Annotated in this window: 14 protein-coding genes; 1 reads left to right on the forward strand and 13 read right to left on the reverse strand. The window is 70.0% G+C overall.

Annotated features, from left to right (window positions below; translation table 11 throughout):
• Positions 1–105: 105 nt before the first annotated feature.
• The 13 genes from tkt to H9658_RS04290 form a co-directional block, all read right to left on the reverse strand.
• Entirely contained in the window at positions 106–2,106 is a 2,001-nt protein-coding gene (gene tkt, locus H9658_RS04230; RefSeq protein ID WP_191824469.1) for a transketolase, read from the reverse strand.
• A 132-nt stretch (positions 2,107–2,238) separates the two neighbouring features.
• Positions 2,239–3,552, reverse strand: a complete 1,314-nt coding sequence (locus H9658_RS04235; protein WP_191824470.1) for a dicarboxylate/amino acid:cation symporter — start codon at positions 3,550–3,552, stop codon at positions 2,239–2,241.
• Between the two features lie 119 nt (positions 3,553–3,671).
• Complete coding sequence (locus H9658_RS04240; protein WP_225209762.1) at positions 3,672–5,390, reverse strand: BatD family protein; 1,719 nt, start codon at positions 5,388–5,390, stop codon at positions 3,672–3,674.
• A gap of 47 nt (positions 5,391–5,437) precedes the next feature.
• Positions 5,438–7,252: a vWA domain-containing protein gene (locus tag H9658_RS04245; protein WP_191824471.1), complete on the reverse strand. Its 1,815-nt coding sequence runs from the start codon at positions 7,250–7,252 to the stop codon at positions 5,438–5,440.
• On the reverse strand, positions 7,249–8,265 hold the full coding sequence (locus tag H9658_RS04250) for a vWA domain-containing protein (RefSeq protein ID WP_191824584.1): 1,017 nt from the start codon (positions 8,263–8,265) through the stop codon (positions 7,249–7,251). Before H9658_RS04250 ends, H9658_RS04245 begins: the two co-directional genes overlap by 4 nt.
• Positions 8,266–8,276: 11 nt before the next feature.
• On the reverse strand, positions 8,277–8,732 hold the full coding sequence (locus H9658_RS04255) for a DUF4381 family protein (RefSeq protein ID WP_191824472.1): 456 nt from the start codon (positions 8,730–8,732) through the stop codon (positions 8,277–8,279).
• Complete coding sequence (locus H9658_RS04260; RefSeq protein ID WP_191824473.1) at positions 8,729–9,658, reverse strand: DUF58 domain-containing protein; 930 nt, start codon at positions 9,656–9,658, stop codon at positions 8,729–8,731. The genes H9658_RS04255 and H9658_RS04260 overlap by 4 nt, the downstream gene beginning before the upstream one ends.
• Before the next feature lie 122 nt (positions 9,659–9,780).
• Complete coding sequence (locus tag H9658_RS04265; RefSeq protein ID WP_179566902.1) at positions 9,781–10,800, reverse strand: AAA family ATPase; 1,020 nt, start codon at positions 10,798–10,800, stop codon at positions 9,781–9,783.
• Positions 10,801–10,978: 178 nt separating this feature from the next.
• Positions 10,979–12,883 carry a type IV pilus secretin PilQ gene (locus H9658_RS04270; protein ID WP_191824474.1) on the reverse strand — a complete coding sequence of 635 codons (1,905 nt, stop codon included), beginning with the start codon at positions 12,881–12,883 and terminating at the stop codon, positions 10,979–10,981.
• Positions 12,884–12,903: 20 nt separating this feature from the next.
• A complete protein-coding gene (locus H9658_RS04275) occupies positions 12,904–13,443 on the reverse strand; it encodes a pilus assembly protein PilP (RefSeq protein ID WP_179566906.1) in 540 nt (179 codons plus the stop codon).
• Positions 13,440–14,114 carry a type IV pilus inner membrane component PilO gene (pilO, locus tag H9658_RS04280; RefSeq protein WP_191824475.1) on the reverse strand — a complete coding sequence of 225 codons (675 nt, stop codon included), beginning with the start codon at positions 14,112–14,114 and terminating at the stop codon, positions 13,440–13,442. The genes H9658_RS04275 and pilO overlap by 4 nt, the downstream gene beginning before the upstream one ends.
• Positions 14,111–14,878: a PilN domain-containing protein gene (locus H9658_RS04285; RefSeq protein WP_191824476.1), complete on the reverse strand. Its 768-nt coding sequence runs from the start codon at positions 14,876–14,878 to the stop codon at positions 14,111–14,113. The genes pilO and H9658_RS04285 overlap by 4 nt, the downstream gene beginning before the upstream one ends.
• The gene (locus H9658_RS04290; RefSeq protein ID WP_338123791.1) at positions 14,878–15,936 is read right to left on the reverse strand and encodes a pilus assembly protein PilM; all 1,059 of its coding nucleotides are present in this window, start codon (positions 15,934–15,936) and stop codon (positions 14,878–14,880) included. Before H9658_RS04290 ends, H9658_RS04285 begins: the two co-directional genes overlap by 1 nt.
• A 217-nt stretch (positions 15,937–16,153) precedes the next feature.
• Between H9658_RS04290 and H9658_RS04295 the strand changes: the two genes are divergently transcribed.
• Positions 16,154–18,589, forward strand: coding sequence for a penicillin-binding protein 1A (locus H9658_RS04295; protein ID WP_191824477.1), 2,436 nt, complete (start codon positions 16,154–16,156; stop codon positions 18,587–18,589).
• Positions 18,590–18,680 lie beyond the last annotated feature (91 nt).

Raw genomic sequence — 18,680 nt, forward strand, 5'->3', positions numbered from 1 at the left:
GGCTGAAGCCGCTCCTACAGGAGACGCGCCTGAATTGCGCAACAGTGCACGCAAGAAAAAGGCCGGCTTGCGCCGGCCTTTCTCGTTGCCGCGGAAGACGCTGCGTTACAACGCCTTCGCCGCCGCGACCACGTGCTCGGCGGTGATCTCGAAGTACTTGTACAGCTCGTCGGCCGGTGCCGAGGCGCCGAAGGTGTCGATGCCGACCACCGCACCGTCCAGGCCCACGTACTTGCGCCAGAAACCGGTGACGCCGGCCTCCACCGCCACCCGCTTGCGCACCGCGTTCGGCAGCACCGATTCGCGATAGGCCGCATCCTGGCGGTCGAACACGTCGGTCGACGGCATCGACACCACGCGGGTCTTCAGGCCCGCGGCATCCAGCACCTTCTTCGCGTCCACGGCCAGGCCCACTTCCGAACCGGTGCCGATCAGGATCACGTCCGGCGCGCCGCCCTCGGCATCGGCCAGCACGTAGCCGCCGCGTTCGATCTGCTTGATCTGCGCGTCGCTGCGCACCTGGAACGGCAGGTTCTGGCGACTGAACACCAGGCAGCTCGGGCCGTCCTGGCGGGTGATCGCGGCCTTCCAGCTCACCGCCGATTCGACCGTGTCGCACGGGCGCCACACGTCGTTGTTGGGGATGTAGCGCAACGAAGCCAGGTGTTCCACCGGCTGATGGGTCGGGCCGTCCTCGCCCAGACCGATCGAATCGTGGGTGTACACGTGGATCGCATGCGCCGGGTTCAACGCGCTCATGCGCACGCCGTTGCGCGCGTAGTCGCTGAACACCAGGAAGGTGGCGTCGAACGGGATGAAGCCGCCATGCAGCGCAAGCCCATTGGCGATCGCGGTCATGCCGAACTCGCGCACGCCGTAGTACACGTAGTTGGCGTTCGGGTCGTCGGTGGCGACCGACTTGCTGGCCTTCCACAGGGTCAGGTTGGAATGCGCCAGGTCGGCCGAGCCGCCGACCAGTTCCGGCAGCAGCGGCGCGAAGGCTTCGATCGCCATCTGCGAGGCCTTGCGCGAGGCGATGGTCTGCGCCTCGCTCGCCTGCTTGGCGATGTAGGCATCGGCCTGGGCGATGAAGTCCTCCGGCAGCTCGCCATGCGAGCGGCGGGTCAGCTCCGCGGCCTCGGCCGGGAACTGCTTGGCGTACTTGTCGAACGCCTGCTCCCACTCGGCCTGGCGCAGCGTGCCGGCGCCACCGGCGCGCCAGCCGTCGTAGATCTCCTGCGGGATCTCGAACGGGCCGTACGGCCACTGCAGCGCCTTGCGCGCGCCTTCCAGCTCGTCCTTGCCCAGCGGCGCGCCGTGCGAGGATTCCTTGCCGGCCTTGCTCGGCGCACCGAAGCCGATGGTGGTGCGGCAGCAGATCAGGGTCGGCTTGTCGCTCTCGCCGATGGCGGCCTCGATCGCGGCCTTGATCGCGTCGGCATCCTGCCCGTCGACATCGCGCAGCACGTGCCAGCCATAGGCCTCGAACCGCGCCGGGGTGTCGTCGCTGAACCAGCCGGCGGTGTTGCCGTCGATGGAGATATGGTTGTTGTCCCAGAACGCGACCAGCTTGCCCAGGCCCCAGGTGCCGGCCAGCGAGGCGGCTTCGTGGGAGATGCCTTCCATCATGCAGCCGTCGCCCATGAACACCCAGGTGCGGTGGTCGACGATCTGGTGCTCGGGGCGGTTGTAGCGCTGCGCCAGCAGCTTCTCGGCCAGCGCGAAACCGACCGCGTTGGCGAAGCCCTGGCCGAGCGGACCGGTGGTGGTCTCCACTCCGGGGGTCTCGCTGCGCTCGGGGTGGCCGGCGGTCTTGCTGTGCAGCTGGCGGAAGCGCTTGAGCTCGTCCAGCGGCAGGTCGTAGCCGGACAGGTGCAGCAGCGCGTACTGCAGCATCGAGCCGTGGCCGTTGGAGAGCACGAAGCGGTCGCGGTTGAACCACTTCGGATTGTTCGGGTTGTGGCTGAGGAAGTCGTTCCACAGCACTTCGGCGATGTCGGCCATGCCCATCGGCATGCCGGGATGGCCGGACTTGGCGGCCTCGACCGCATCGGCGGCGAGGAAGCGGATCGCATTGGCGAGCTGGCGGCGGGTAGGCGTCGTCATGTGGGTTCTATTGGACCGGGAGCGGGCGCGGGGGCGTCGGGTCCACCATTGTCCCACAGCCCGGGGCGCAGGACAGTCACCGGACCTGGACCCGCGGCGGCGGTGGCCTGGAACGCCGCCGCGACCGGCCGATCAGCCGACCGCGGCCGCCCGTGGCGCGGCGGCGTCCCCCTCGCCCTTCGCCACCAGGGTGGTCAGCGCCAGGTCGCCGGTCACGTTCAGCGCCGTGCGGCACATGTCCAGGAAATGGTTGACGCCCAGGATCATGCCGATGCCGACCGGGTCCACCCCGACCATCGCGCAGATCAGCGCCACCACCGGCAGCGAGCCGGACGGCACGCCGGCGGTGCCGATGCCGCCGAGGATGCACACCAGCATCACCATGAACTGCTGCGCGATGCTCAGCTCCACGCCGAAGAACTGGGCCAGGAAGATCACGGTGACGCCCTCGAACAGCGCGGTGCCGTTCTGGTTGGCGGTGGCGCCGACGGTCAGCACGAAGCGCGACACCTTGCTCGGCAGGCCCATCTCGTCGGCCACGCGCAGGGCGGTGGGCAAGGTGGCGTTGCTGGAAGCGGTGGAGAACGCCATCACCGTGGCCTCGCGGGTGGCGCGGAAGAACGCCAGCGGCGAGCGCCCGGCCAACTTCACCGCCAGCCCGTAGGTCACCACCATGTGCAGGCCCAGCGCCAGCACCACCACGCCGACGTAGGCGCCGAGCCGGATCAGCAGTTCGAAGCCGAACAGCGCCGCCAGGTTGAACATGAAGCAGGCCACCGCGTACGGCGCCAGGCGGATCACCAGCCCGATCAGGGTCATCGAGATCTCGAAGATGCCCTCGATGCCGCGCCGCAGCGTCGCCACCTTGGCATCGTCGCTGAGCACCATGCCCACGCCGAACATCACCGCGAAGAACATCAGCGACAGGATCGCGCCGTTGCTGGAGGCGGCGGCGACCACGTTGTCGGGCACGATCGCCAGCAGCATGTCCATGCCGCGCGGCTGTTGCTTGCTCTGGTCGACGATCTGCGCGGCGCGCTCCGCGTTCTGCTGCAGCAGTTGCTGCGCCAGTGCGTGGTCCACGCCGATGCCCGGCTTGAGCACGTTGACCAGCACCAGCCCGAGCAGCACCGCAATGCCCGACAGCACCACCGTATAGCCGAGCGTCTTCCAGCCGATCCGGCCCAGCGCGCGGATGTCGCCCATCTCGGAAATGCCCATCACCAGCGCCGAGAACAGCAACGGCACGATCAGCATGAAGATCAGGCTGAGGAACAGCTTGGACAACGGCGTGGTCAGGTAGGTGGTCAGCGCCTGCACCCAGGCCGCATCGCCGCCCACGCTCATGTGCACGGCCAGACCGAACACCAGCCCGACAGCGAAGCCGATCGCCATTTTCCAATGCAAAGGCATGCCGGTCTTGGCCTTCACGGGGGTGTCGGTCATGGTGTGCGCCTTGCAGAAGGGAACCCCGAGCTTAACAAACCCGCACCGGCGGGCCGCAAGCCCGCGCCACCTGGCGAGTGCGCTGCGGGCCGCGTCGCCCAGGCCCGCGCCGACGCTGCTTACGCGTCGCGCGGATACAGCGGCGGCAGCTCGTCCTTGCCGTGCTTGCGCGGCGCGTCGCGCCAGCGCGGCCCGGCCCAGAACGCCTGGCGCAGCGCGGCGCGCGCGCCAGGCACATCGCCGGCACCGCCCCAACGCGCGCGTTGCAGGCGCAGCACCGCCTCGCGTTGCGCCGGATCGTCCAGGCGGGTCAGCAGCGCATCGAGATCGGCGACGCCGGCCTGCGCGCACAGGATCGCCGCGACCTCGTCCAGGCCGCCGGCATCCAGCGCCTTGCGCAGGTCGGGCAGGCCGTAGCGGGCGCGTGGCGCAGCGCCCGCCGCAGCCGGCGCAGCGTGGGCGCCGGCCGGTGCACGCGCACCGCGGCTGCGGCGCCAGGCCCAGACCAGCGTCGCCAGCCACAACAGCGCGAACAGCGCGGCAAGCGCCATCCACAGCGGCAACGACCCGACCCACCCGGACACCGCGTGGGTCGGCGTCACCGCGTTGCCGGCCGGCGCCGCGTCCACGCGCGGCACCGCTGCGCTGGCCGGCGCGGCCGGCGCGACGGGTGCGGCACGCCCGGGCAGCACCTGCAGGTCCAGATCGGGCAAGCTGGCCTCGCGCGCGCTGCCGGCCGCCACGTCCCACCACGGCACGCGCAGCCCGCTGACCCGCAACGGCCCCGCGGTTTGCGGCACGATCGAGTAGCGCCGGGTGATCTTCAGTTGCGGGCTGCCGTCGACGAACGTCTCGTCGAACTGCGGCGGCTCGGCGAACACCTGCGCGCCATCGACGCTCGGCGTCGGCAGTTCCGGAAACTGCGCCTGAGTGGCGCCGCGCGCGCTGGCCTCGACCACGATGTCGGCCGCCTCGCCCACCACCGCACGTTGCGGCGTGGCGGTGTAGCGCAGGCGCAGGTCGTGCAGCGGCAGCCACGGCTGCGGCGCATTGGCCGGTTGCGCGCGCACCTGCAGGGTCTGCGCCGCACTGCGCGCGCTGAGGTCGCCGCCGCGGCCGAAATAATCGTCGAAGAAGCCGCTGGGGCCGCGGCCGCGGAAGCGCGCGCCGGGCAGCGACAACGGCCCGCTGCGCTCGGGCACCAGCAGGTAGCGGCGCTCGACGATGGTGAACATGCGTCCGTCGATCTCGCGCCGGCTCTGGACATCGTCGCCGATGCGCTGCAGCGCGGCGCCGGCCGGCGGATCCAGGTCCAGTTCGCCCGAGGTCAGCGGCACGCCCAGGTACAGCCGCACCACCACGCCCACGCTCTGCTGCACATACGGCTGCGCGTCGTCGGCCACGGTCTGCACGAACACGTCGGCGTTGCCGAGTTGCGCCGGATCGCCGGCGCGGGTGCTGCCGGCCGGCGCCGGCGCGGCCGCGGCGACCTGCAGCCGCAGCGGCGCGGTGCGCTCGTTGCCCACGCGCAACGACGGGATGTCGAGCGTGCCGGTGTCGCGCGGGGTCAGCGCCACGCCGAACAGCGACTTGGCCGTGACCTGGCCGTTGACCATCTGCATCTGCCGGCTGTTGACCTCGTCGCTGAGCGCGAACTGCGCGCGCAGCGGCGCGTACTCCGGCGCCGCCAGGCCCTGGTCGGTCTCGATGTTGAGAGTGACGCTCTCGCCGGCGCCGATGCTGTCGCGGTCCAGCCAGGCGCGGGTGGCGGCCGCGGCCGGCAGCGCCAGCGCGGCCAGCAGCAGCCCCGCCCACAGGGTCAGCATCGCCGACCGCATCCGCGTGGCGGACGCGTCCCGGCGCCAGCGGCGTTGCTTGCGTTCGATCATGGTCCTTCCCGCTGCCTGCGTTCGTGTTCGAGCTTGAATTTGGCGCGCAGCAGGTTGCCCGGATCGTCCGGTACCCGCCGCAGCCACGCCTCCACCGCCTGGCGCTGTTCGCGCTGCTGCGGGGTTTCCGCGGCGGCCGCGGCGGCGCGTGCGGCCGCCTCCTTGCCTGCCGCGCCCTGCTGCGCCATCGCCTGCTGCATCTGCTGGCGCTGCGCCGCGTCGGCCTGCTGCTGTGCCTGCGCATCGCCCGGCTTTGGCGGCCCCGGCGGCGGCGCATCCTTGTCCTTGGACCCCGCCTGCGACTGCGCCTTCTTCTGTCCCGGCTGGCCTTGCGCATCCGCGGGCGACGGCGCCTTGGCCTGCGACGGGTCCTGGCCCTTGGGCGCGCCGCCGGCGCCCGGCTGCGGCTGGCCCTTTTGGTTCTGCTGCGATTGGTCCTTGCCCTGCTGTCCCGGCTTGTTCTGCCCGGAGTCGTTCTGCCCGGACTGGCGCTTGCGCGCGGCATCGACCGCGGCGCGGTTGGCGATCGCATCGGCCATCTGCGGATGCTGCCGCAACGCCTTGTCGTAGGCGTCGATCGCCTCGTCGTAGCGGCCCTGGCGGGCCAAGGCATTGCCCAGGTTGTACCAGCCCTGGTCGCTGTCGATGCCCTCGAACTGCTGTTGCGCGGCGGCGAAATCGCCCTTGCGATAGGACTGCACGCCCGCGTCCAGACGCTGCTGGCGCACCTGGTCGGCACGCCGCCACCAATCGCCGCCGACCGCCTCGGCCGCCGCCGCACGCGCCGGCAGCGGCATCGCCAACGGCAGCAGCAACACCAGCAGCAACGCAGCGCCACCGCGGCGGCGGAACGCGAACAGCGCCAGCAGCAACAGCGCCGGCAGCAGCCAATAGCCCTGATCCACCCAGACCCGTCCACTGTGCTCGCCGGCGGCCGTCGCGTCCTGCTGCTGCGCCGGTTGCAGCACGCCCAGCTCGCGCAGATCGGCATCGGTGGGCGTCAGCGCGGCGTAGCGGCCGTTGCCGGCGCTCGCCAGCGCTTGCAGCGAGCCCGGATCCAGTTGCGCGTGGCCGACGCCGCCCTGGCCATCGCGATAGGCCGCACCCTGCGTGGTTCCCAATCCCAGCGCCGACACCCGGTAGCCCTGCCCGGCCGCGCGCGACGCGGCCTGCTGCGCCTGCGCGTCGGCCTGGTCGCTGAGCAACAGGATGTCGCCGCGGGTGAAACCGGCCTGGCGCAGCAGCTGTGCCGCCCAATCGATCGCCAGGTCGGTGCGCTGCCCAGGCGCCGGCATCACCTGCGGCGACAGCGCATCCAGGAACAGGGCGACGTTGGCCGCGTCGTCGGTCAGCGGCGCGACGGTGTAGGGTTCGCCGGCGTAGGCCAGCAACGCGACTTCGCCGCCGGCACGCTCGCGCAGCAGCGTCGCCAGCTTGGCGCGCGCCTGCAGCAGGCGCGACGGCGGCAGGTCGCCGGCCTCGATCCGCGGCGACAGATCCAGCGCGATCACCAGCGGCGTGCGCGACTGCCACAGCGGCTGCTGTTCCTGGCGCCAGCTCGGCCCGGACAGCGCCACGACCGCAAGCACGTAGCCGAGCGCGGCCAGCCACAACCCGGACAGCGATTGGCGGCCATCCTCCTTCGCCAGCAGATGCGGCAGCAGATGCGCGTCCACATTGTGTCGCCACACATTGCTGCGCCGGCGCCGGCGCAGCCAGCTCCAACCCAGCAACGGCAGCAACGACAACGCCCACAGCCACTGCGGACGCAGCAGATGCAACGCCTCCAGGAAACCGAGCACCGCGTTCATTGCCGCCTCCAGGGCCACACGAAGGCGATCAGTCCCAGCAGCAGCGCCGCGCCCAGCGGCCACGCATAGCGCTCGATCCGCGGGCGCACCGCCGGGCCGGCCGAACGCACCGGTTCCAGGCGCTCCAGTTCCGCATAGATCGACACCAGCTGGTCGGTATCGCGGGCGCGGAAGAAACGGCCGCCGGTGTCCTGCGCGATCTTGCGCAAGGTGTCCTCGTCGACCTGGTCGTCGCCGCCGCCACCGGGCATCGGCAAGCCGAACAGCGAATAGCCGCCGGCGCCGCCGAAGGCGATGGTGTAGACGCGCACGTGTTCGGCCTTGGCCAGCTCCGCCGCCTTGATCGGTTCCAGCACGCCGGCGGTGTTGACGCCATCGGTCAGCACGATCAGCACCCGGTCGCCCTGCGGCTGCTCGCGCAGGCGCTTGACCGACAGCGCGATCGCGTCGCCGAGCGCGGTCTCGCGTCCGGCCAGGCCGACCACGCTGTCGCGCAACTGATCGCGCACCGTCGCCAGATCGGCGGTCAGCGGGGTCAGCGCATACGCCTGCTGGCCGAACACCAGCAGGCCGATACGGTCGCCGTCGCGGCGGTCGAGGAAGTCGGCCAGCACCGCCTTGGCCGCGGTCAACCGATCCACCACGCGCCCGCCCAGGGTCATGTCCGGCTCGCTCATGCTGCCGGACAGGTCCACCGCCAGCATCAGTTGCCGCGCCTGCTGCGGCGGCGAGATCGGCTCGCCCAGTTGCAGCGGCCGCGCCGCCGCACCGCACAGGCAGAACCAGGCCAGCCATGTCAGCCACAGGCCGACCCGCCACAGACCGCCGCGCGCGGGCGCAGCCGCCACCGCCTGCAACTGGGCGCCATACGGCACGCGCAAGGCCGGCGCGCTGCCGCGCTGTGCCGGCAGCAGCAGGCGCGCCAGCAGCGGCAACGGCATCGCCAGCCACATCCACGGCCAGGCGAACCCGGCAAGCAGATCGCTGAGGTTTTGCCAGTGCAGCGAAAGCATGCTCATCGCCATCACGCGCGACGCCCGCCCATCAGCTCGAGGAAGCGGCGCCGCGCCAGCGGCAGCAGCGCTTGCAGTTGCGCATGATCCAGTTCGCGCCGATAGCCGCCATCGAGCAGCACGCGGCCCGGTCCCGCAGAGAAGTCCTGGCGCTTGCCGCCGTCCAGGAAGCGCAGCCATGGCTCGCCCTGCAACGCGGCGGCGCCCGGGTCGCGCCGCCGCGCCGCGCGGCGCAGCAGCTCCGACACGGCGGCCACTTGCGCCGGCGCGGCGCCGGTGGCGAGCGCCGCATCGAACTGGCGCTGCCAGCGGTGCCGCCGCGCGCGCCGCCAGGCCCACAGGCCGAGCGCGATGCCCAGCGCCAACACCACCGCTGCGCCAAGCAGCAACCAGCCTGCCGCCGGCGGCCACCACGGCGGCGCCGGCGGCAGATGCACGTCGCGCAGCGGCAGTTGTTGCGGCGTCATCGCGGCGCGCTCCCGCCGGGCACCGGCAGCAGCCAGGATTCGCTGGCCGCGTCGCTGCGCAGCACGCGCACCTGCACGCCGCGGCCGGGCAGTTCGGCCGCCAGGGTTTCCAGCGGCGCGACGAATTGTTCGTGCCAGCGCTGTTGCGCGCTGGCCGCCTGCAAATCGATTTCCACCCGGCGGCCGCCGGCCCAGAACGGCAGCGCCGCCCGCGGCGGCTGCAGTTCCAGCGCGTCGGCCAACAGCAGCAGCACCACGTCGTTGTGCAGCGCCAGCCCGGCCCAGCGCGCCGCCGGAATCGCATTCGCGCTGGCCGGATCGGCCAGCACCACCAGCCGCGAGCCCGGCCGCAGCAGCTTGGCCGCGTGTTCCAGCGCCACGCCGAGGCCGGCATCGTCCTGCGGCGGCTGCGCGTACCAGCGCGCCAGCGCGTCGAGCACGCGCAAGGCGCCGCGCGGCCCGGCCGCCGGCGGTACCGGCGCCTCGCTGCGGCTGCCGCGCAAGGCGGCCAGGCGGTCGCCCTGGCGCTGTGCGGTCCACGCCGCCACCGCCCCCGCACGCGCCGCCTGCACCGACTTGAAGCGCACGCGGGTGCCGAAATACAGCGTCGGCGCGGTATCGGCCACGATCAGGCTGAGTCGCTCGCGCTCGGCCTGGAACAGCTTGGTATGGGTGCGCCCGCTGCGCGCGGTGAGCCGCCAGTCGATATGGCGGACATCGTCGCCGGCCACGTATTCGCGCGACTCGGCGTACTCCATGCCGCGACCACGCAGCGCCGCCGGCGCACTGCCGCTGAGGCCATGGCGGCCGCGCCGCGGCGGTGGCACCCGCGCCACCGTCGCGCGCAGCGCCACCAGCTCGGCCAGGGTCGGCCGCACGCCGTCCGCGCCGGTCGCGGCGTCGGCGCGTGGCGTCTGCGGAGGCATCACCTGCACCGCCATCGTCGCTTACCTCGCCTGCGCCACGCTGCCGCGCGCTGGCCGCACGGCGGCGCGGTGTACCGGCGTGCTGCGGCGCTGCGGCCGCCCGGATTGGCGCTGCCGCTCGCTCAAGGCGGCGGCACCTTGTCCAGCAGCGCGGCGACCAGACGATCGCCATCCCAGCCCTCGGCCGTGGCCTCGTAGCTGGGCAGCACGCGATGGCGCAACACGTCCGGCGCCACCGCACGTACGTCGTCCGGGGTGACGAAATCGCGTCCCGCCAACCAGGCGCGCGCGCGCGCGCAGCGCTCCAGCGCGATCGAGCCGCGCGGGCTCGCGCCCCAGGCGATGCGCCGCGCCAGTGCCGGGTCGTAGCCGCTGGCATCGCGCGAGGCCAGCACCAGTTCGATCAGATAGCGCTCCAGCGGCGGCGCCATGTGCAGCGACAGCACCGCGCGCCGCGCGGCGAACACGTCGTCCAGCGGCATCCGCGGCGGCGGCGCCTCGCCATGGTCCAGGGTTTCGCGCGCACGCTCGCGCGCCAGGCGCAGGATCTCGGCCTCGGCGGCGGCCTCCGGATAGCCGATCCGCACGTGCATCAGGAACCGGTCCAGCTGCGCTTCCGGCAGCGGGAACGTGCCTTCCTGCTCGATCGGGTTCTGCGTGGCCATCACCAGGAACAGCTTCGGCAGCGCATAGGTATGCCGGCCGACGGTGACCTGGCGCTCGCCCATGGCTTCCAGCAACGCCGACTGCACCTTGGCCGGCGCGCGGTTGATCTCGTCGGCAAGCAGGATCGGATGGAAGATCGGCCCGGGCAGGAACTCGAAGCGGCTTTCCTGCGGACGCCACACCTCGGTGCCGGTCAGGTCGGCCGGCAACAGGTCCGGGGTGAACTGGACACGGGCGAAATCCGCTTCCAGCCGCGCTGCCAGCGCGCGGATCGCGGTGGTCTTGGCCAGGCCCGGCGCGCCTTCGACCAGCAGGTGGCCGTCGGCGAGCAGCGCGATCAGCAGGCGCTCCACCAACGCGGACTGGCCGACGATGGTTTCGGACAGGCCGTCGCGCAGGGCGAGGAACGCCGCATGCAGGCGCTGCTGCTCGGACGCGGCGGGAGTGGGATCGAAGCTGGAGGGCGTGGTGTTCATGTGCCGAGTTTGACCCATCGGCGGTGAAATGGTTCTGCGTCCGGCGCAACAATCGGCCGCAAATTCAGATTTGCCTCATCCGCCGGCACAAACGACGACGGGAGAAGCAGAGGCTTCTCCCGTCTCGGTACTACCGTGGTTGTTGGCAGGCGCGCCGTCTTTCGGCACGGCCGGCGCGTCAGCCGGCGGCAGGCGCGCGCTTGGCCACGCGCATCACCTTCGGGGTCACGAAGATCAGCAATTCGGCCTTGCTCTTGCTGCGGCCGCGCTTCTTGAACAGATTGCCCAGGAACGGGATATCGCCCAGGAACGGCACCTTGGAAATGCTGTTGCGGTCGGTGAACTCGTACACGCCGCCGATCACCACGGTCTGGCCGTCGTCCACCAGTACCGCGGTATTGATCTCGCGGCGGTTGATTTCCGGAACGGTGCCGTAACCGGCAAGGGTCACGTAGTGATCCACTTCGTCCTTCTTCACGTTCATGTTCAGGAACACGCGGCTGTCGTCGGTGATGGTCGGGGTGACCTTCAGCTCCAGCAGCACTTCCTTGAACTGCACGTTCGGCGTCGCCGCGGTCCCGGCGGTGCCGCCGGTAATCGTGACGTAGGCGATTTCCTTGCCTTGCTTGATCACCGCCTCGCGCTGATTGGAGGTCACGATGCGCGGATTAGAGATGACTTCGCCACGACCCTCCTCCTGCAGTGCCGACAGCTCCAGATCCAGGTTGAAATTCGAACCAAGCAATGTATAGGCCAAGCCCGGCAGCGTCGCCGGAGTAGTAAAGGTATTGCCGCTCAGATCGACATTGAGCCCACGCGTGGCGGAAGTATTGCCACCGGTCGCGCTGCTACCGATAGTCGCGGTATTGTCGCCGTAGGCCTTGGTCCCGCCGATGCCGAACTTGGCGCCCAGATCACGAGCAAAGGTATCGGTGGCGATGACGATGCGGCCCTCGATCAGCACCTGGTCGACCGGACGATCGATGACGTTGATCAGCTCGCGCATCTGCGCGATCTTCTTCGGGATGTCGCTGATCATCAGCGTGTTGGTGCGCTCGTCCGCAACGATGCGCCCGCGCGGCGACAAGAAGCCGTTGTCGGTCTGACTGCTACCACTGCCACCACTACCGCCACCGCCACCACCACCTCCACCAATACCCTTGGCCTCGGTCAGCGCTTTGAAGATCGTGGTGGCGCTGTGGTAGTTGATCTGGATGTAGTCGGTGCTCAGGTCCTCGCGGTTCTCGATCGCGATCCGCGCGTCTTCCTTGTCCTGCTCGAACTTGGCCAGTTCCTGCTGCGGCGCGACCCAGACCACGGCGCCGTCGCGGCGCTTGTCCAGGCCCTTGGCGCGCAACACGATGTCCAGCGCCTGGTCCCACGGCACGTTGACCAGGCGCAGGGTGACGCTGCCCTGCACGGTGTCGGAGGCGACGATGTTGAGGTTGGATTCCTCGGCGATCAGCTGCAGCACGGTGCGCACCGGCACGTCCTGGAAGTTGAACGTCACCGGGCGGCCGCTGTAGCCGCGCGCGGCGACCTGCGCCGCCGCCTGGCTGACCGTGGCCGCGCTGACCGCGCCCACCGCCGGCGCCGAGGTCCGCGGCGAAATCTCCACCACGTACTCGTTCCCCGACTGGTAAGCCAACGACTCGAAGGCGCCGTTGGTGCTCAGCACCAGCTGCGCGCCACCGGCGTACGGCTTGGCGTCGATGCGCTGCACCGGGGTGGCGAAGTCGGTGACGTTGAGCGGACGCTGCAGTTCCGCCGGCAACGAGGCGTTGCCGACGTCGACCACCACGGTGTTGCCCTGGGTGCGCAGGTCGGGACTGGCGCCGGCGCCGCTGAAGTGCAGGATCAGCCGCCCCGCATCGCCGTCGCCGCGCTTGAAGTCGATCTTCGACACCGTGAGCTTGGCCGGTGACTGCGCCGTCGCCTGCGCCGGACCCGCCGCCGGCGTTGCCGCCAGCGCCGCGCCCATCGCGGCCGAACTTCCCAGCAGCGCCGCGAACCCCAATGCGCGTAGCCGCACCGTCGCGTGGCGCCGGATGGGACGCAGGCTCAGGGCTTTGGAAAAAGTCATCGTGCTATCCCCATAATCAATCATTGATCGTCCAACGCCACGGCGGCTGGACGTTCCAGCCAACCGCCAGCGCCATCCGGCACCAGTTCAATCAAATCGATGCGATCCTCGTGCACCCCGGTCACGCGGCCATCGCTCTGCCCCATGTAGATGCCGGGACGGACCCGATACGTCACCTTGTCCGGCGCCATCACCAGCGCCACCAGGCCCGCGCCGTTGCCCAGCGTGCCGACCATCTTGAGGCCGTCCAGCGGGAACTGCTCCAGCGGTTCCTTGCGCCGGTTCGGATCCGGGCGCAGGCCGTTGTTGCCGTCCGGACTAGACCAGGCATCGCTGAACGGATCGCGCAGGCCCTGCGCCGCATACTCGAAGGTCTCGAACTGCTGCATCACCGGCAGCGGCTCCAGCGGCTGCGCCGGCCGCGCGCGCACTTCCTTGACCCAGTTCTCCAGGTTCGGCGCGTCACCCGGCGTGCTGGTCACGCCACGGCCGCAACCGCCGAGCAGCGCCACCAGCGCCAGCCCCGCCAAGCACTCGAACGCCCTGGTCCGCCGCTTCATGCGCCACCGCCTTGCTGAGTACCTTTTTTCGCCGCAGCCGCCGCCTTCTCCTGATCCGCCATCTCCTTGTCATCGAGATAGCGATAGGTCTTGACCGTTCCGGACAGTTCCAGCTCGCCGCGCGCGGTAATGCCTGCTGCCTTGTCTCGCGGTTTCAGATTGATGTCGTGCATGGTCAGGATCACCACCCGCGGCAGCGACGCCACGCCGCTGACGAAGGCGCCGAACTGGTGGTAGCTGCCGACCATGCGCAGCGCGATCGGCTTCTCCGCGTAGAACTCCTTCGGCGACTCCGGGCCCGGCTGGAACAGCTCGTTGGCCAGGCCACTGGACAACGCGGTCTGCGAGATGTCGATGATCAGGTCCGGCATCTCGGTCTTGCTCGGCAGCTGCCGCAGCATCTGTTGCAGCACCTGCTCCATCTGCGCCAGCTGCTGCTTCAGCGGCTGCAGATTGACCGCTCGGCTCTGCTCCTTCTCGAACGAAGCGCGCAGCTCGGTTTCCTTCTGCTCCAGCGTTCCCAGCTCGTCGCGCTTGTCGCTGAGCAGCAGGAACCAGGACAGGATCAGGATGAACAGCGTGACCAGCACGCAGAAGCCGATCTTGGCCTGCTGCGGCCAGTTGCCGAGATTGTTGAAGTCCAGGTCTTTTACGTTGAATTTCTTGCTCATGACGCCGGTCCCTGTTGCGCTGGCGTGGCCGCTGGCGTCGCCGGCGTGGCGGCCGGCGGCGCGGGTGCAGTCGGTGCAGTCGGCGCGGGAACGGCAGCGGGTGCCGGCGCGCCGGAGGCGCCCGGAACCGGGGCTGCGGCAGGTGCGCCTGGCGCTGGCGCGGCAGCGCCCGTCGCCGCGTCCGAACCATCGCCCGGCACCGGCAGCTTGACCTTGAGGGTGAACACGTAAGGCAAGGCCTTGGTGTCGACGATCGGCCCCTTGACCTCCTTCTCCTGCGCCTTGGCCTCGATCACCGACAGCTCCGGATTGGTCATCCAGCCCGAGCCCTCGAGGTTGCGCATGTAGGCGCTGACCCGCGCATTGGATTGCGAGCGCCCTTCCAGCGTCAGGATGTCGCCTTCCTGCTTGACCGCGGTCAGCACCACGCCGTCGGGGATCGTGCGCACCAGCGAATCGAACAGGTGCACCATCTGCGAGCGCTTGGCCTGCAGTTCCTCGATGACCCGCTTGCGCGCCAGCAGGCGCCGCTTCTGCTCGTCGAGCTTGTCGATTTCCTGGTTCTGCGCCTTGACCTTGTCGATCTCGGTCTGCAGGTAGGCATTGCGCTCGTTCTGCCCGGTGATCTGGCGGTCGTAGTAGAACCAGATCAGCAGCGCCAGCAGCACGCCGGCCAGCGCGGCGAAGCCCAGCATCGCGTAGAACTCGCGCTCGCGCTGCTTGCGCCGCTCCGCCCGCCAGGGCAGCAGATTGATTTTTGCCATCAGTCGAAGCTCCTCAGAGCCAGGCCGGTGGCGATCATCAGCGCCGGTGCGTCCTGGGCCAGCGCATGCGCCTGGACCTTCGGCCCCAGGGTCATCTGCGCCAGCGGGTTGGCGACCACGGTCGCCACCCCCAGTTGTTCCTCGACCATCTCCGGCAGCCCGGCCAGCGCCGCGCAACCGCCGGCCAGCACGATATGGTCGACCCGATTGAATTCGCTGCCGGCGTAGAAGAACTGCAGCAGGCGGCTGATCTGCTGCACCGTGGCTTCCTTGAACGGCTCCAGCACCTCGATCTCGTAGCTTTCCGGCAACCCGCCCTGGCGCTTGGCCATGCCGGCTTCCTCGTAGGTCAGGCCATAGCGGCGCATCACTTCGTCGGTCAGCTGCTTGCCGCCGAACACCTGTTCGCGGCTGTACAGGCTGCGTCCGCCGCGCAGCACGTTGAGCGTGGTCATGGTGGCGCCGATATCGACCAGGGCGACGACGCCGTCGGCCGCCACCGGCAGCTCGCTGGCGACCAGCGCGAACGCGTTCTCGACCGCGAAGGCCTCCACGTCCATGACCTTGGCGACCAGGCCGCCGAGCTCCAGCGCCGACTGGCGCAGCTCGACGTTCTCCGAGCGCGACGCGGCCAGCAGCACCTGCACCATTTCCGGGTTGTTGGGGATGATCCCCAGCACCTCGAAGTCCAGGTTCACTTCGTCGATCGGGTACGGGATGTAGTTGACCGCCTCCAGCTCGACCTGCGCTTCCAGCTCGTTCTCGTCGAGCTCGGCCGGCATCGGGATCAGCTTGGTGATCACCGCCGAGCCGGCCACCGCCGCGGCGGCATGCTTGGCGCGGGTGCCGGAACGGGTCACGGCGCGGCGGATCGCCTCGCCCACGGCCTCGACCTCGACGATGTTCTTCTCGACCACGGCGTTGGGCGGCAGGGGTTCCACGGCGTAGTGCTCTACGCGGAACCGGTTGCCGCTACGGGACAGCTGCAACAGCTTGACCGCGGTCGAACTGATATCGACACCGATCAGCGGTTGCTGACTCTTTGGAATAAGCCCCACGGATTTTCCCCTGCCGACGGGCACTTGGACGGCAATGCTGCGCCCACGCATTAATAACAAATTTTTTGCAATTGGCAACCGCCCTGGACATGTCGCGACTTACGTCACAACGTATCCCGTGGCAGCAAACCCGTCGCATCCCCGGAATCGGCCCCAGCCTTTCCCCGGCGTACTCTATACTCTGCGCCCAAGAAATCTGCAATCGGAATCTCTCTCGATGCCCCGTTTTCGTCGTTGGCTGCGCTGGGCGCTGGTCACGTTCGTCGTTCTCGCCCTGATCGGAGCCGCCGCCGCCGGCGGTCTGTATTACGTCGTTTCCTCCAAGCTTCCCGACGTGCAGACGCTGCGTCAGGTGGAGCTGCAGGAGCCCATGTACGTCTATGCCAGCGACGGCAAGCTGATGGCCCTGTTCGGCGAGACCCGGCGCTATCCGATCACCATGAAGGACGTGCCGGAGCGGCTGAAGCAGGCGTTCCTGGCCACCGAGGACGCGCGCTTCTACCAGCACGGCGGGGTCGACTACAAAGGCATCGCCCGCGCCGTGTGGCTGCTGGCCACGACCAACGACAAGCGCGTGCCGGGCGGCTCGACCATCACCCAGCAGGTCGCCCGCCAGTTCTTCCTGAGCTCCGAATACAGCTATACCCGCAAGCTGGCCGAGATCCTGCTGGCGCGCAAGATCGAGGCCGAGCTGAGCAAGGACGAGATCTTCGAGCTGTACCTCAACAAGAGCTTCTTCGGCAACCGTGCCTACGGCATCGCCGCCGCGGCCGAGTACTACTACGGCAAGAAGCTCAACGAACTGAGCCTGGACGAGATGGCCTCGCTGTCCAGCATCCCCAAGTTCCCGTCCAGCGGCAACCCGATCAGCAATCCCGAGCGCGCCAAGCAGCGCCGCGACAACTACGTGCTCAGCCGCATGGCCGCGCTGGGCTTCGTCACCCAGGCCGAGGCCGACGCCGCCAAGGCGGTGCCGATGCACGCGACCCCGCACGAGCGCCCGGTCGAGGTCGAATCGCCCTACGTGGCCGAGCTGGTGCGCCAGGAGATGATCGCGCGCTTCGGCGGCGACGTGCTCGACAAGGGCTACCACGTCACCACCACCATCGACACCGAGCTGCAGACCGCGGCCAACCATGCGGTGCGCCAGGGCCTGGTGATCTACGACCGCCGCCATGGCTGGAACGGCGTGGAGAAGCATTTCGACGTCGCCGCCGATGCCGACGCGGCCGCGCTGGCCAGCCATCTGGCCGGGATCAATGCGCAGGGCGGCATGCTGCCGAGCATCGTCGCCGCCACCGGCAGCGACGGCAGCGCCACCGTGGTGCTGGCCAACAAGAGCGAACTGGTGCTGCCGGTCGCGTCCAGCCGCTGGACCGGGCGCAGCCCCGCCACCCTGCTCAAGCGCGGCGACCTGGTGCGGATCCAGGCCGGCGACAAGCCGGGCGAGTGGGAAGTCACCCAGCTGCCGCGCGGGCAGTCGGCGCTGGTGTCGCTGGACGCCAGCAACGGCGCGCTGCGCGCCCTGGTCGGCGGCTTCAGCTATGCCGGCAACAAGTTCAACCGCGCCACCCAGGCGCGGCGCCAGCCGGGATCCAGCTTCAAGCCGTTCCTGTACGCGGCCGCGTTCGAGAAGGGCTTCAACCCGGCCTCGATCGTGCTCGACGCGCCGGTGGTGTTCCGCGACCGCCGCGGCAAGACCTGGTCGCCGCAGAACGACGGCGGCGGCTTCCGCGGCCCGATGCGCTTGCGCGAAGCGCTGGTGCAGTCGCGCAACCTGGTCTCGGTACGCCTGCTCGACAGCATCGGCGTGGACTTCGCGCGCAAGTACATCAGCCAGTTCGGCTTCCAGGAGGCCGAGCTGCCGCCCAACCTGTCGATGTCGCTGGGCACCGCGTCGCTGACCCCGCTGTCGGTGGCGCGCGGCTATGCGGTGTTCGTCAACGGCGGCTCGCGGGTGGATACCTGGATCATCGACAAGGTCACCGACCGCGACGGCAACGTGCTGTTCCAGGAGCACCCGCCCACCGCCTGCCGCAGCTGCGGCAGCGTCGGCGGCAGCGCCACCCCGGCCAGCCAGGTCGTCGACGGCTTCAACTTCGGCAGCGCCGCGCCGCCACCGCCGCCCAAGCCCGCGGCCACCGCCGCCGCCGCTCCGACCCCGGCCGACACCGCGCCGGCGACCGACCCCGACGCCAAGGTGGCGCCGCGCGCGATCGACGAGCGCACCGCCTACCAGCTGGTCTCGATGATGCGCGACGTGGTCCAGCGCGGCACCGGCACTGCGGCCAAGGTCCTGGGCCGCGCGGACGTCGGCGGCAAGACCGGCTCCACCAACGACCATCGCGACGCCTGGTTCTCCGGCTTCGGCGGCCCCTACGTGACCACCGTGTGGGTCGGCCGCGACGACTTCCGCTCGCTCGGCTACCGCGAGTACGGCGGCAAGGCGGCGCTGCCGATCTGGATCGAGTACATGCGCGTGGCGCTGAAGGACAAGCCGATCGCCAGCAACGACCCGCCGGCCGGCATGGTCCAGGCCACGCTCAACGGCGCCACCGAGTGGGTCAAGGTCGAGGACATGGATCGCATCCAGGAGTTCGACTACGGCCTGCAGGACCAGAAGACCGACGACGCCGCGTTCGATATTTTCTGACGCGCGCGGGACTCGGAACCGGGGACTCGGGACTCGGCGGGCCCCGCTGCCGAGGCGGCGCTGGCTGGCGGGATCGCCACGGGGCGGATGC

The sequence above is a fragment of the Xanthomonas bonasiae genome (genome assembly GCF_014836395.1).
In the GTDB taxonomy this organism is placed as follows: domain Bacteria; phylum Pseudomonadota; class Gammaproteobacteria; order Xanthomonadales; family Xanthomonadaceae; genus Xanthomonas_A; species Xanthomonas_A bonasiae.

Coding starts and splice junctions, on each gene's coding strand:
- tkt (WP_191824469.1), bottom strand. CDS start 2,106: ATGACGACGCCTACCCGCCGCCAGCTCGCCAATGCGATCCGCTTCCTC.
- H9658_RS04235 (WP_191824470.1), bottom strand. CDS start 3,552: ATGACCGACACCCCCGTGAAGGCCAAGACCGGCATGCCTTTGCATTGG.
- H9658_RS04240 (WP_225209762.1), bottom strand. CDS start 5,390: ATGCGGTCGGCGATGCTGACCCTGTGGGCGGGGCTGCTGCTGGCCGCG.
- H9658_RS04245 (WP_191824471.1), bottom strand. CDS start 7,252: ATGAACGCGGTGCTCGGTTTCCTGGAGGCGTTGCATCTGCTGCGTCCG.
- H9658_RS04250 (WP_191824584.1), bottom strand. CDS start 8,265: ATGCTTTCGCTGCACTGGCAAAACCTCAGCGATCTGCTTGCCGGGTTC.
- H9658_RS04255 (WP_191824472.1), bottom strand. CDS start 8,732: ATGACGCCGCAACAACTGCCGCTGCGCGACGTGCATCTGCCGCCGGCG.
- H9658_RS04260 (WP_191824473.1), bottom strand. CDS start 9,658: ATGCCTCCGCAGACGCCACGCGCCGACGCCGCGACCGGCGCGGACGGC.
- H9658_RS04265 (WP_179566902.1), bottom strand. CDS start 10,800: ATGAACACCACGCCCTCCAGCTTCGATCCCACTCCCGCCGCGTCCGAG.
- H9658_RS04270 (WP_191824474.1), bottom strand. CDS start 12,883: ATGACTTTTTCCAAAGCCCTGAGCCTGCGTCCCATCCGGCGCCACGCG.
- H9658_RS04275 (WP_179566906.1), bottom strand. CDS start 13,443: ATGAAGCGGCGGACCAGGGCGTTCGAGTGCTTGGCGGGGCTGGCGCTG.
- pilO (WP_191824475.1), bottom strand. CDS start 14,114: ATGAGCAAGAAATTCAACGTAAAAGACCTGGACTTCAACAATCTCGGC.
- H9658_RS04285 (WP_191824476.1), bottom strand. CDS start 14,878: ATGGCAAAAATCAATCTGCTGCCCTGGCGGGCGGAGCGGCGCAAGCAG.
- H9658_RS04295 (WP_191824477.1), top strand. CDS start 16,154: ATGCCCCGTTTTCGTCGTTGGCTGCGCTGGGCGCTGGTCACGTTCGTC.